The organism is Bdellovibrio sp. HCB185ZH, assembly GCF_047302455.1.
GTDB lineage: Bacteria > Bdellovibrionota > Bdellovibrionia > Bdellovibrionales > Bdellovibrionaceae > Bdellovibrio.
Window position 1 is genome coordinate 2,626,285 of sequence record NZ_CP178624.1, and the last position, 12,529, is coordinate 2,638,813.

Genomic DNA, 12,529 nt, shown 5'->3' on the forward strand with positions numbered 1-12,529 from the left:
TCCTTACTTTTTAGGCGCGTTGTCGCGCTTTAGTTCTACGATGTTTTTAATCTGACCCTGGAATGCTTCCTGGGCTGCTTTAACCATCGGGTTGTTAGTGATCTTGGTCCGGATTTCATCCTCAGCCAGCTGCACTTTTTTCTGTTGCAGAGCCTGAGCTGATTCGCCCGTTTGATCACCCTTCATCAATACTTCAAAAGAATACCCAGCGCCCCAGTACGAATCAATAAATCCTTGAAGCTTTTTACGCACCTGAGTATCGGCCATTTGATCCTTCAGGAACACCAACTTTGTTGGAACTCCCAGGGTCAAAAGTTTGCCTTCTTCTTTTACGAACAGAAGGTTCTCAATTTTTGCCGCAAACAAAGCGTCATCCTGGCGCAGCAACTCAACAAAACTCATCCAACGTTCTTGTGGGTTCGCACCTGATGCAAGTTTTGGAACTTCTGGTTTAGCTTCCTCAACGGGAGCCGGAACCGGAGTTGTTGGTTTGTTATCAGAAGTTTTCTTAGCAGGGTGCTCGAAAGTCGCCTTCATCTTTTCCAAACCTGACGGAACTTCAGGAACGGATTGGGATTCTTTCAGTCGCTGGTGGCCTGGAACGGGTGGAGCTACCGGCGGAACGTAGGGCCTGGCCCCACCTGCGCTGTGAGAAGCTTGGGGACCATTCGCCAACAAAGTCTTAAGGTCCGCAAGTTTCGGCGCAGACGCCATGCGAAGCAAAATCACCTCAAGCACAATGCGAGGATCTTGAGCGCGCGGAATATCGCTGCCGCCTTTCAACGCCATGTCGAAGAGCATGTGGATGTCTTCTTCAGAAAGGCGTTGAGACAAATCATTCAAAGCCTGCAATTCAGTGTCAGGCATTTCCAGAATTTGTGCAGCTTGAGTTTCAGAGACTTTAACCAAAAGCAGGTTGCGGATCATTTCCAGTAAATCTTGAGAGAATAAATGCGGTTCAAAGCCCGCCGTGGAAATTTTCTCGATCACTTTCAGAATATCAAGAGTATTGCGCTCAACCAATGCCGTCAGTGTTTCAAACAACAACGCGCGATCAGTAAGACCCAAAATCTCAACAACATTTGTGCGAGTCAAAGGACCATTGGCGAAAGTGATTACTTGATCCAGCAAACTTTGCGAGTCACGCATTGATCCATCACCTTGGCGAGCGACAACCCAAAGAGCTTCCTCTTCAGCTTGCACGCCTTCCTGATCGCAGATCAGTTTTAGGCGCTCAGTGATTTGACGAGTGGTGATTCTGCGGAAATCGAAACGTTGGCAACGAGACAAAATCGTTTGTGGGATTTTGTGAACCTCTGTTGTTGCCATGATGAAGATCACGTGACCTGGCGGCTCTTCCAAAGTTTTTAGAAGGGCGTTGAAGGCACTTGTCGAAAGCATGTGAACTTCGTCGATGATATAAACTTTGTATTTTCCGCTGGTCGGCATGAACGCGACTGTCTCACGAAGTTCACGAATGGAATCGACACCATTGTTAGAAGCTCCGTCGATTTCCATGACGTCGACGCTGTTACCGGCTGCAATCTCACGGCAAGAGTCACACTCGTTACAAGGAACAAAGTTCACCGCATTTGGACAGCGCAAAGCTTTCGCCAAAATACGTGCGGATGAAGTTTTACCAGTACCACGGGGACCTGTGAAAAGAAGTGCGTGAGGAAGGCGGTTGTTTTTAAGCGCGTTCGCCAGCGTTTGGGTAATATGATTCTGTCCGACTACGTCAGTGAAAGATTGGGGACGCCATTTGCGCGCAATCACCTGATAAGACAAAACATTCTCCGAACTGCTTAAAACAAAAAAGTGGCCGAGCACCCCATATCACATAGCCCCTCGAGTGCCGTTGCTTCCTTCCGGACCTAGCGGGATTCGTCAAGGGAACCATTGCATGGGACCCGGCCATGGATTGGTCTATCCTACTGGGGGTTCGGTTACATGCGATAACTCGTCGTCCCATCGAGGAATTTTCCGAGTGAAGAGGCTCTCGTTCCGACCCGGGCTTCCTGCCCTTGCCGCTCCTCCTTCGGAGGGGGCCATCCAGGCCCCGCGGAGGTCGTTCCGAGAGCCTCTTCACTCGGAAAATTCCTCGATGGATCGAAGTTACATGTAAGAAAGAGTTGGATAGACCGGAACCATGGGAGATTTGGGGATTTAACGTTGTGCGTTGGGTGGTTTGGAGGGGTGGGGTGTTATTGCTTTTCTGGTTTAGGGGGAGTGGTAGGATTTTGGGATTGGAGGAATCTTTATGAAATTTGGTTTGGGACTTTTGATTTCGCTTTTGGTTTCTGTATCGTTTGCTCAGTCAATTGGGGTTAAGGATATTCCGGCTGATGAGGGGGAGACTACTATTTCTGTTAAGAAGGGGTCTTCTTCGACTGAGAATAAATTTGAGATTACTTCTGGTGAGGATGATGTTGAGGGTGATGAGGCTACTTTGATTAAAGAGGCTCGTGCAAACTGGAAGAAGGCTTGTACGGAGTGGAAGAAAGAGTTGAAGGAGCTTAATAAGGAAAACCGCATTCTTACTATGAATTGTGGGAAGATGGTTTGTTCAACTGAAGGTGTTGAGAGTATTTGCCGCTCAAAAGCGCAATACAAACTTAAGATTCAAGTTAAGTAGTTTAAAAGGTACGGACTTACTTTCTCCGGATTTATAAAAAAGTACGGCCTTACAAAGTACGGACTTACTTTGAGCCAATAAATTTTGATTATATTTAAAAGCCGAACTCGTGTTGAGTTTGGCTTTTTTAATTTTTGCGGGATTTGAAAATATCCCAGAAGCTGGTTTTTTTCTTTTGAGTTAATAGTTTGGTCGTAAATGGTGGCGGTTCGTTGCTGTCGTTTCGAGATTCGTTGATGTATTCCTCAGCTGGGCCGTCGGGTGTGTGATTTTGTGTGGGACGGCTATCGTGTTTTTCGGCCTTTATTATTTCTTGGGGGATATTTCTTTTTATCTCTTCGCGGTGTTGTGAGTTTTTCATTTTTGCATTCCTTTACTTAGGTGCGATGTCTTGCATCTAGCATGCGGGTTCCTCTTTTTCTTAAAGAGTTTTCAGCGATGGCCATACCGATGCCCCAAATGATGTGCGAGCCTATGATCAGGGATTTTCTTTGCGTGGTTTGTTTTCTATTCTTTGGTTCAAGATTGAATGCGGGAATAATTCCGAAATAACTTGCGGCCCATACTCCTAATCCGAACAGTGAGCCTTTGATCACCGGATTGCTGCCTGGAATTTTTGAGGCCAATAAAGCGTAAGCAATCCCGAAGACAGCGCCGTATCCATAGTGCGAAATCATTGCTGCTTCTTGCTGAGCTTCCGATCCCAATTTTGGGATGTGCAATTTTTCAAGAGCCGTTGCTGCGACCTGAGCCTGTGGCAAAGGTTTGATGCGATCACGGAGAGTGAATCTTTTGAATGCTTCGAACAGCGAATAACTCATCGTGCTGGTCGCCATGGTGCTTGCCCATAATCCTCTAAACAAGACATTCATAAAACCTCCTCATCAGAGTTCATGTCTGTTTCATTTTACTCCAATTTATTTTGTTTCAACGGATCAGTGGTTACTCTTGCGGGAAAACAATTTTTCCGTAAACGTAGGTCTGGCCCACCGGTTTTTTGAGGGGGTACAGAATTGCAACAATGATTTGCGATACCGTCCTCTGCCGCGACAATCTTTTTTGGACGATAGTTAGGGAGTAGCAAATACTTAAGTCTTTAGGAGGACACTATGACTACAGCAAAATTCCAAATCGACCCTTCTCACTCCAGCGCAAACTTTTCCATCAAACACATGATGATCGCCAAAGTTCATGGTGGCTTCGAAAAAATCAGTGGAACTCTTTCCCTTGATTCTTCAGACATCACCAAATCTGTGGTGGAGGCAAGCATCGAGGCTGCAAGTATTAATACTCGCGAAGCTCAACGTGATGCCCATTTGAAAAGTGCCGACTTTTTTGACGTCGAGAAATTCCCAACGATCACTTTCAAATCTAAAAAAGTAGAGCGTGCAGGCGAGGATGAACTTAAAGTTACCGGCGACCTTACTATTCGTGGTGTAAGCAAAGAAGTTGTTCTTGAAGTTGAGGGACCTTCCGCAGAACATACGGACCCTTGGGGAAATACTAAGATTGGTTTGTCTGCGAAAACTAAAATCAAACGTAAAGACTTCGGTTTGAATTGGAATGCAGCCCTTGAAGCGGGTGGTGTTTTGGTAGGCGATGATGTGACTATCAGCCTTGATATTCAATTCGCCAAAAACAAATAGCAGTTAAAATTTCCATTCAGAATTAAACAACGGCAGCTTTAACTTTAGAGGCTGCCGTTCTCTTTTTTCCCTTGTAATTATCCCGTCCGTTTGTTCGTTCCTTGTCTGGGAAACACTCAAAAAATATACTCTTCTGCATACATCATACGAATAGTGTAAAGACCCTGTGTTTTAGTCTGATACGTAAATATTTAAGTATTTACTTCAATGATTTCAAGTGTTCTCATAATTAAAGAGCTCAATTTTTGGAGTCATTTATCTAGGTCGTTCTGAGGGGATTCGATGAGCATAGTGCAGGTATTAGTTGGATTTGGACTAGCAACAATTCTTGGCTTGGTATTGGCCGAGATGGGAGTCAATTCCAATAGGCAAGCAGCTCAAATCAGAAACTCAATGGAAAGAGCAGCCGTCACCCAATCTCTTCAATCTATTATTTCTTCCTCAGAGGTTTGCAAGACATCCGTTCGACTTGCCCAATTTGGGCCGCCGACTGGTGTGCCAGTGGGTGAAAATGGTGCGCAAACAATTCGTGTTGGCTTTTATCTGGATAACAATAAACCTCCTACGGCCTCTCCACCAGGGCAGAAAGTTCCTGTGGTTGAAGGCATGGACGTGCCAGGCTTTGGTCTGACTACGGAATGGATACGAGCTTTCGATCCTGTGGTAGTACCAACAGCAACACTCACGCCACCAGCAACGTTATATGTAGCCACCGTTAAAGTTAAGTTCCGCCCAAAAACCATCATGCCCGGCAGTATCGATCTAAAATCCGTCGATATTGGAAAAGTGTTTTTTATAACGAACAATACAATTGCCGCAGGCGGCACAGTTTCAAATTGTTTCGGTAACAACGCTGGTGCGTATGTTTGTCTAAATGGCGAAACTCAAGTGGTAGAGAATGGCTTTTGGACATGTAAAAGTATTCAACAGGCTTACGCCAAAGCATGCGGTAATTCCACTGGGCAAATTATGAAAACGACGGGCGGAGGAAATGCCCAGTGTCAGACCTTCTATGAAATATCTAATCAATCATGCGAAGGTTATGGTGGAGTAACTACAGATACAACTTGTAAGACAAGAGCTTGTACCGCAGGAACGCAGACTTCTGGCGGTGGTGCTCAAACAGTTACTATTCCTGGTACTACCATTCCGGCGCAAACTATTCCTGGAACGACAATTGCTATCTCCAGTGGTGGTTCCGGTACAAATCCATCTTCCTCGACGTCATACTACACAGTGCCATCACACACAATTCCGGCATTCACAATTCCAGACAGATCAGCTACCGTAAATTTTCCGTCATCATCTGCTCCAATTGTTAAGTTTTTTGATTGCAATGGCGCATGTGTGAATGATTCAGCAGTATCCTGTGGTAACAAAGGTTTGTAATGCGACTTAACCCGAAAATGTTAAAACCACTGACCCTCGTATTTTTGGGTTACGGTTTACTTTGCTATGTCGCGGTGGTAGCAAGAGCTTTTCAGATCATTCGGTTTCCTTACACAATTGACTATGGTGAGTCGACGATTCTCTATCAGGTGAAGATTTTGTTCGACGGATTCTTCCCGTATCGCGCTACTGCATTTGATTCTGCTAATTACTTCTCTTATACGCCCTTTTTCCAATCCATCATTAGCTTGTTCGGTTCCGAACCCATCATTTGGCTTCGGGAAGCGCGAATACTGAATACAATTGCTTTGCTTCTTACCGGCGCGCTCATTTCCAAGTTTTATGTCGACGGAAAGAGTGAAAAAGCATCAGCCATCGATTGGGCTTTGCCTTTTTTGTTATGGATTTCCTGGTATCCCGTTTTCAATTGGACAGGAATGGGAAGACTAGATGGCCTTGCTCTATTTTTCCAAATGGCGGGACTTATTCTGTATTTGCGGAAAAATAATCAAAGCAGTTCTCGATTCATCGCGATGATCTGTTTTTTAATGGCGGTTTTTACAAAGCAAACGGCTCTATGGGTGCCATGTTCATTGTTTTTGTATGATGTAATTCACAGAAAATTCGAGAAGTCCTGGATCGTATTTGTGGTGGGACTGGTCTCAGGATTCATGTCCTTGAACTACTTCAGTGAGAACACTCTATGGGGACATCTTTTCTCATCGAATAACAATAATTATGATTTCACAAGTCTGCTTATAGCATTAAAAGAAAACGGATTGTTCCATTTAGGAATTCTGGCGGTGACTGCATTCGGAGCTTCTAAACTTCAGTTGCGCCCCCGCGATGTACTGATAATCATTCTTGGATTTTTTTCGCTGATCTATGTTTGGGGTATGGGTCGAGAGGGTAGCGGTTCCAATTTCCTTCTCGAGTTTTGTGTAGTTCTAACTTTGCTAACGATGCGCGGAATTGAGGCTTTGAATAAATCCTGGGTATGGTCATTTGCTGCCGCCGTTCTAATCGTTGCGACATGTTGGCAAAACATGCGCTATCGAACCTATTTCTTAAATGATCCTGGTATCCCGGTTTTCGTAACGGCTTGGTCGGAAGAAGTAAAGCAAAGCACAGAAATTGTAATTGAAAGAATTAAAAACGCGGATGGACCAGTGTGGTCTGATAATCCGGCGCTTTTGTTGTTTGCAGGGAAAGACATTGAATTTTTCCCGTTTGAATATAAACAAGCTGTATCACGCGGAAAACTAGACGAGTTCTTTTTCATAAAAGACATCGAGGAAAAGAAAGTCGCAATGATCGTGATGGAAAGAAATAAATATCTTCCAACAGTTCAAAGATTTTCTGACAATATCCTAAAAGCCATTGAAAACTCATATCGTCCTAGCTATCAGAACGACTACTACCTTTTGATTGTACCAGGAAAGCTGTAATCACCCACAGAATCGTAAGTGCCGTGATTAGGTAACTGATCCACATAACTGCCGGTCGCGAATAATACAGATCGGTCGGTCCAGAGCCAGTAATTAGAATTCCCTCGGGCAGAACTTCAGGTGTTACACCTTTCTTGCCTTCGGTATCATAGACCAGTCCTGGAAAATATTGAAGCGAGACATGGAATGTACCTGATGTATTAGGTAGATCTATTGAATAATTTCCGGCGGATTTACGTGTGATTTGAGGTGAACTTTTTCCATCGACTCGTCCATCGCTCATCGAGTTCGCGTCGCACATTCTCTCCATTTCTGAAACGGTCGTCGGGTGAGAGTTTGCATCATAAGGCTTTACGATCGAAGTGTTGTGATTGATGTAGCGAGCTTCAGATATTAATTCAAACTTCAATTCTCCATCAGTACGTTGAAGCGATCGTAGGATATTATCATAGCAGGAAATGAATTTCCGTCTTTCCACATAGTTCATTTGAAAGAACTGAATAAGCGACTCTTTGGACGGCATCCAAACTTCGGTAGCGGAAGTCATATTTAGAAAAGAATTAAAAAAGCAGGTGAAAAACTCGCAGCTTTTATGTTCGAATTCAAACGGCTGTTCTTTTTCAAGGACTGTCGGGGGGCCCATCATTTTGAAGATCGCTGCAGAAATGTTACGATTTGCGGGGGCACTTTCCCAGTAAAGGCCTTTTGTGAAGAAGGACCGATAGCCGTTTACATGGGCAGCAATCTCCATCGCAAAATCGACAGGTCTTGCGAAACCGAACATATAAGAGCGACCTTTTCCAAAATCTGGGGCCACGGATGGAGTGATGCTTTCCAACTTTGGTTGGTAGGTCGTGAAAATATTCTGGGAATAAAGATGTCCGCCGAAGTTTCCAAACCAAGAGATTAAAAAAACTGCGACCAAAAGAGATTTCCGGGTTTTACTGGTATTTTCGTTCAGAGCAAAAGCAACGGCTATAATTACCAGAAGAAGAGTTGGATATAAAAGGCGATAATAGTGAAATGGTATGACTGGCAGTCCAAACTTTTGGAAAGTTTTTGCATACCCCACTATTGCGGCTAGCAGCAGTGCAGTGAAGGAAAGGCAGAATGAAGTTTTAGGTTTTTCAAAGAATAAAAATAGAAACGCGACCATCGATAACCAGAAAGCGGTTTTCTTAGGTAAGGATATCTGATGAACAAGGAATTCACGATAGACGGACATTGGAATCAGGAACATTGCTGTCAATCCAAAACAAATTACTCCAATATAGAAAAGATTCTTTAGATCTTTCTCAAGGATTTTCATAACGATGCAGTAAAGTACTGCAACCAAGCCGAAGATGAAGTGAGACAGTATGGTCAGTGCAATAAAGATAGCTGTTTTCGTATTCTTCTTCTTTGATATGGAAACTACGCTAAGAATTAGAAAGCCTGCGGACAAGAATTGGTTCATCAAACCAGTGATAAAGATGTCCTGAAAACTTAATCCTTGATAGTAGATTGTGTGTGGAACTTTGTAAAAATTGAGAAACAAGCCAAAGTTTTCTTCGTATGAATAAATATTTAGAGAAAGCATCCACGATATAAAAATCAAAAGGAAAATTTTAGCACCAATAGCTTGAAGATGGCGTGAAAGATTGTAAATAGTCGAGATAAAGAACGTAAAGATGCAGAATACGAAAATACTGTACAGTAATCTATGGTTCAATTCCTGACCAAAGGCAGTAGAGAATAGTTTTATCAAAGGGCTTAGAATCAAATCATGAAGGGGGGGATAAAAAAGGTTCTGAATTCCACCCAAAAAGTAATGATCATTATATCCATGAAGTCCTACCTCCCATAAATCCATCGCGCTAACGTATCTGCCTCCGCCATCCAGCGAATATAGAATGTCATGGAAATACATTGTTAGGGCTGCGGCGACACAGTTTAAGAAAATCAATTTCTCAAAGTGCTTTAGTATGAACGGTTTAATGCCATTCAATTTTGCGAGCTGCATGGCCACTGCTTTCGGTGAAGGATTTTTCCAGAGATTTTTCCACAGCGATAACGTTCATTCGTTTTGAAAGGCCGCAGGTTTTTGTGGCGAAAACATAAGGAATACTTTTGGCTGAAGGTGCTTTGGCTTTCCAGCTTTCTTGGAGCAAATTTTTAAAAGTAGAATGCTGGCCTAGTTTCCAAGCGTTTGCGGCTTGATGGGCTAATTCCTTTTGGGTCTTCAAGGAGTTCAATTCAGGTAATTCGGTTTCGCCAAAACTTACAGGGGATGATTCCATTAAAAAGAACGACAGATCTAGCTCATTCAAAAAATTTCCATCCAACGAACGGTGGATAATCTCAGATCCCGGGTCTTTCGACAGGTGATGCGCACCCTGGTAAAGACACGGATAGAAATCTTGAAACCCACCAAATATACTCAAGGTGTTTCGCTCAATTGAATGTGCCGAGTCCAAAATTTGCATATCATTCCAGCTAAGTTTTAGATATTCCAAGCACGCCTTAAGAACTGCAATCAGATGGGCAGAGCTTCCGCCCAAACCCGTTTGCGGTGCAAACTCCGAATAAGTCTTAAGGTGCAGACCTCCGCCCAGAGATGTGATCATATCTGCAAAATTATTCAAAACAGCCAGGCTGATTCGAAACTCTTCCTTCGAAATCAACACCATCTCTGGAAGTTTATCGATCTGAACCTGCATTTTGTAATCAGTGGTCTCAATAAAAATGTGTGGACTTTGGATTTTTCGAATTTCACAATGAGAGAAGGCTTTAAACGAAGCATTGATGATCTCGGTTCCATGTTTGTTGGTAAAAAAAGGCAGATCTGTTCCGCCTCCAATTAAACCTATGCGATATGGAATACTCGATTTAAATACCATTCAGGGAAATGCTACTTTGGTAAATTCGGAATTGGAATCAAAAACTTTAGTTCTCTTAGCCGGAGGCAAAGCTTCTCGGCTAAACAGTTTTTTGAATTCTCAAGGGCATGTGAAATGCTTGACCGAATTCTCGGGTCGATTGTTTCTGGATTACTTGCTTGCGCAGGCGAACTCAGCGGGGATCGAACACGTCATCATTTTGGGTGGACCCAATCGCGAGGTTATTGAAAATTCAGTTCGGAAATTGAATTATCCAATGCGGTTCTCCTTTCCGCAGGAAAAAGTTCGTTTGGGAACAGGTGGGGCGTTGACATTGACAGCTCCTTATCTGCAAGAAAAATATTTTATCTTGGCGAATGCTGATACTTATTTCTCAGAGAATCCATTTGAGCTAGTGAAATCACAATTACAAGAACATAGAGATGCTATTTTATTTATGCGAACACACGCGGCACAATCCTCATTTCATGAGATTTCTGAGAGAATAACGCATGCTTGGCCGGATCTTTATCAGACGCCATCTTATACATACACGGGCTTGTCGGTTTTAAGCTCTGAACTTGTTCATAACTGGCCAAGCCTTGGTCTACCGCCTTCTTGTTCCTACGAAAAAGATGTCTTTAATAAAATCAAAATCCGATCTAAATTTACCGCTTATCCATTCGCCGAGATTGATTTTGGAACTGAAGCCGGATTTAAACATCTTGAAAAAGTCTTTAAAAAGGAAGCGGTATGAACGACTATCATCTTCAGAGAAAGAAATTCTTTGACGAAGCTATTTCTCGTACCGGATTTAGATCGCAAGCTCCCTTAACCGCCACCTTTAGAATTCCTTGTCATTTATTCTCTAAATTACAAATTCAGGTTCAGGAATATCTGAAGGCGTCTTGCGGATCAAATGAGTTCCACGAAGGTGATTTGCAAAAAGCACTGACAGAATTCCCGACAAAGGCAAAGAACATCAGTACTTCAGGAATAGTCATTCCAAAATCTTATTGCGATAACAAGTTTACCGAGGTTCACCAAACAATTGCGGAAATCATGGAGCAATCCCAAATTGCGGATGTGGTAGAGTTTTGGATATATCCCTTTAATATCCGATTAAAAGGAACTTTGCCTGGATCTGATTCGCGAGCCTATCCAACTGAGCTTCCTCATTCGGAAACTTGGGTGGGATGTTCTTTGCGCTCGGTATTACTGCACATTCCTATTTTGGGTGATCTTTCAAATAACTTGCTGAAAGTATGGATGCCAGGTGAGAGGTTCGAAGCAAGCTGGCTAAAACCACTTTCCAGCTATCATGAAGCTCAAGATCTTATTCAAGACAGCACCGAATTAGATGTTAATAATATCCCGGGCAATATGCTGATGGTCGATTCGTCGTTGCTCCATGGAACTCATCGCACGAGCAGCGCTGGTGCCAGAGTCTCGATTGATCTTAATGTCGTACTGAAATCGTACGATGCAAATATCTATAAAGATGACGCGAATCTTTTGGTTGAACGTCAAAAACTTTCCAACGAGCATTTTTTTAAAATCGGAAAATCTTTACGTGTTACTTCTCCCGATGGCGAAGACGACATTTTCAATCCTCCAGATGGCATGCGCCATCCCGCAAATATCAAACTAGTAAAGATCTGATTCCCTCTTTAAGTGACGTACGGGCTTTCCAGCCGAGTGCATTCGCAGCTGATGAATCTAAATATTTGTGAGCTGCTCCGGCTAACCCATTGTTCTTGTAATTAAGAGTGCCTTTGTAGTCCACAGTTTCGCGGATCAATTCAGCTAACGAGCTAATCGAAACTACTTCGCCGCTTGCAACATTTATAACGGGCTGAGGAGTAGAATGATTTAAAATCATCAAAGCAGCTTCTGCCAAATCATCCGAATAAAGGAAATCGCGCTTATTCTTTCCGTCACCCCAGATTTGAATGTCTTTCTGATTGGTTTTTACTGCAACCAACATTCGATGAATCAAAGAGGGAATCACGTGTGAGTTTTCTGAAGCCGTTTTAACTGCCAAACCATATACGTTACTGGGAATGATGGAAATAAATTCGGTCTTATGCTGCTGATTGAAAGCTTGGGCCATCATCAGCGCATTTAGTTTTGCGTAAGCAAAATACTTACTGGATTCTTCAATATGCCCCGAACCAATGGATTCTTCCTTGTAAGGAAGTTCAGCACTCAGTGGGTACACGCAAGAGGGAATGAATTGCACAAGTCTTTTCGTCTGAGCAGTGAAGGCCGATTGAAGGACGTTGACTGTCATCAAAGTGTTTTCGACCGAGAACGTGCTTGGATTATTTACGTTAGCATAAACCCCTCCGCTTTTACCTGCAGCATGAATGACGTGCGTGGGTTTGTGAGTCTGAAAATATCGATCTACTGCAAAGGAATCGCGCAAGTCTAATTCATATGAAGATGGTGTGAGGGTTTCAAACGATTTTAGATCAGAGAGTTTTCTAAAGATCGCACTTCCAATTAATCCTGAGCTGCCCAGTAGCAATAATTTCTTATTTACCATAGTTA

Annotated in this window: 12 protein-coding genes and 1 other RNA gene; 6 read left to right on the forward strand and 7 right to left on the reverse strand. The window is 43.1% G+C overall.

Annotated features, from left to right (window positions below):
* Positions 1-3 precede the first annotated feature (3 nt).
* Both dnaX and ffs read right to left on the reverse strand, forming a co-directional pair.
* Positions 4-1,788 carry a DNA polymerase III subunit gamma/tau gene (gene dnaX, locus ACLSU7_RS12855; protein ID WP_413292285.1) on the reverse strand — a complete coding sequence of 595 codons (1,785 nt, stop codon included), beginning with the start codon at positions 1,786-1,788 and terminating at the stop codon, positions 4-6.
* Between the two features lie 29 nt (positions 1,789-1,817).
* An RNA gene (gene ffs, locus ACLSU7_RS12860) (signal recognition particle sRNA small type) lies at positions 1,818-1,916 on the reverse strand.
* Positions 1,917-2,260: 344 nt separating this feature from the next.
* Here ffs and ACLSU7_RS12865 point away from each other — a divergent pair.
* Positions 2,261-2,635, forward strand: a complete 375-nt coding sequence (locus ACLSU7_RS12865) for a hypothetical protein (protein ID WP_413292286.1) — start codon at positions 2,261-2,263, stop codon at positions 2,633-2,635.
* Between the two features lie 127 nt (positions 2,636-2,762).
* Here ACLSU7_RS12865 and ACLSU7_RS12870 read toward each other — a convergent pair whose 3' ends face one another.
* Together ACLSU7_RS12870 and ACLSU7_RS12875 are read right to left on the reverse strand one after the other, a co-directional pair.
* Entirely contained in the window at positions 2,763-2,996 is a 234-nt protein-coding gene (locus ACLSU7_RS12870; RefSeq protein WP_413292287.1) for a hypothetical protein, read from the reverse strand.
* Positions 2,997-3,012: 16 nt separating this feature from the next.
* Entirely contained in the window at positions 3,013-3,507 is a 495-nt protein-coding gene (locus tag ACLSU7_RS12875; protein WP_413292288.1) for a DUF6789 family protein, read from the reverse strand.
* Between the two features lie 237 nt (positions 3,508-3,744).
* Between ACLSU7_RS12875 and ACLSU7_RS12880 the strand changes: the two genes are divergently transcribed.
* The 3 genes from ACLSU7_RS12880 to ACLSU7_RS12890 all read left to right on the forward strand — a co-directional run bounded on the left by ACLSU7_RS12880 (position 3,745) and on the right by ACLSU7_RS12890 (position 7,118).
* Positions 3,745-4,281: a YceI family protein gene (locus ACLSU7_RS12880; protein ID WP_413292289.1), complete on the forward strand. Its 537-nt coding sequence runs from the start codon at positions 3,745-3,747 to the stop codon at positions 4,279-4,281.
* 282 nt (positions 4,282-4,563) lie between these two features.
* Positions 4,564-5,670, forward strand: coding sequence for a hypothetical protein (locus ACLSU7_RS12885; protein WP_413292290.1), 1,107 nt, complete (start codon positions 4,564-4,566; stop codon positions 5,668-5,670).
* Positions 5,671-5,687: 17 nt separating this feature from the next.
* On the forward strand, positions 5,688-7,118 hold the full coding sequence (locus ACLSU7_RS12890; protein WP_413292291.1) for a hypothetical protein: 1,431 nt from the start codon (positions 5,688-5,690) through the stop codon (positions 7,116-7,118).
* On the opposite strand, the gene ACLSU7_RS12895 is transcribed toward ACLSU7_RS12890, so the two are convergent.
* Both ACLSU7_RS12895 and ACLSU7_RS12900 read right to left on the reverse strand, forming a co-directional pair.
* Complete coding sequence (locus ACLSU7_RS12895) at positions 7,069-8,970, reverse strand: hypothetical protein (protein WP_413292292.1); 1,902 nt, start codon at positions 8,968-8,970, stop codon at positions 7,069-7,071. The genes ACLSU7_RS12890 and ACLSU7_RS12895 overlap by 50 nt on opposite strands.
* A 121-nt stretch (positions 8,971-9,091) precedes the next feature.
* Positions 9,092-9,817 (reverse strand): hypothetical protein, encoded by a 726-nt coding sequence (locus ACLSU7_RS12900; protein WP_413292294.1) that lies wholly within the window; start codon positions 9,815-9,817, stop codon positions 9,092-9,094.
* A gap of 106 nt (positions 9,818-9,923) precedes the next feature.
* Between ACLSU7_RS12900 and ACLSU7_RS12905 the strand changes: the two genes are divergently transcribed.
* A complete protein-coding gene (locus tag ACLSU7_RS12905) occupies positions 9,924-10,733 on the forward strand; it encodes an NTP transferase domain-containing protein (RefSeq protein WP_413292295.1) in 810 nt (269 codons plus the stop codon).
* On the forward strand, positions 10,730-11,638 hold the full coding sequence (locus ACLSU7_RS12910) for a hypothetical protein (protein WP_413292296.1): 909 nt from the start codon (positions 10,730-10,732) through the stop codon (positions 11,636-11,638). The genes ACLSU7_RS12905 and ACLSU7_RS12910 overlap by 4 nt, the downstream gene beginning before the upstream one ends.
* On the opposite strand, the gene ACLSU7_RS12915 is transcribed toward ACLSU7_RS12910, so the two are convergent.
* Positions 11,619-12,524 carry an NAD-dependent epimerase/dehydratase family protein gene (locus ACLSU7_RS12915; protein WP_413292297.1) on the reverse strand — a complete coding sequence of 302 codons (906 nt, stop codon included), beginning with the start codon at positions 12,522-12,524 and terminating at the stop codon, positions 11,619-11,621. The two genes, ACLSU7_RS12910 and ACLSU7_RS12915, sit on opposite strands and share 20 nt — an antisense overlap.
* Positions 12,525-12,529 lie beyond the last annotated feature (5 nt).

What these genes read in the sequence shown, in the direction of transcription:
- ACLSU7_RS12865 (WP_413292286.1), top strand. Translation starts at nt 2,261, where the DNA reads ATGAAATTTGGTTTGGGACTTTTGATTTCGCTTTTGGTTTCTGTATCG.
- ACLSU7_RS12870 (WP_413292287.1), bottom strand. Translation starts at nt 2,996, where the DNA reads ATGAAAAACTCACAACACCGCGAAGAGATAAAAAGAAATATCCCCCAA.
- ACLSU7_RS12875 (WP_413292288.1), bottom strand. Translation starts at nt 3,507, where the DNA reads ATGAATGTCTTGTTTAGAGGATTATGGGCAAGCACCATGGCGACCAGC.
- ACLSU7_RS12880 (WP_413292289.1), top strand. Translation starts at nt 3,745, where the DNA reads ATGACTACAGCAAAATTCCAAATCGACCCTTCTCACTCCAGCGCAAAC.
- ACLSU7_RS12885 (WP_413292290.1), top strand. Translation starts at nt 4,564, where the DNA reads ATGAGCATAGTGCAGGTATTAGTTGGATTTGGACTAGCAACAATTCTT.
- ACLSU7_RS12890 (WP_413292291.1), top strand. Translation starts at nt 5,688, where the DNA reads ATGTTAAAACCACTGACCCTCGTATTTTTGGGTTACGGTTTACTTTGC.
- ACLSU7_RS12895 (WP_413292292.1), bottom strand. Translation starts at nt 8,970, where the DNA reads ATGGATTTATGGGAGGTAGGACTTCATGGATATAATGATCATTACTTT.
- ACLSU7_RS12900 (WP_413292294.1), bottom strand. Translation starts at nt 9,817, where the DNA reads ATGCAGGTTCAGATCGATAAACTTCCAGAGATGGTGTTGATTTCGAAG.
- ACLSU7_RS12910 (WP_413292296.1), top strand. Translation starts at nt 10,730, where the DNA reads ATGAACGACTATCATCTTCAGAGAAAGAAATTCTTTGACGAAGCTATT.
- ACLSU7_RS12915 (WP_413292297.1), bottom strand. Translation starts at nt 12,524, where the DNA reads ATGGTAAATAAGAAATTATTGCTACTGGGCAGCTCAGGATTAATTGGA.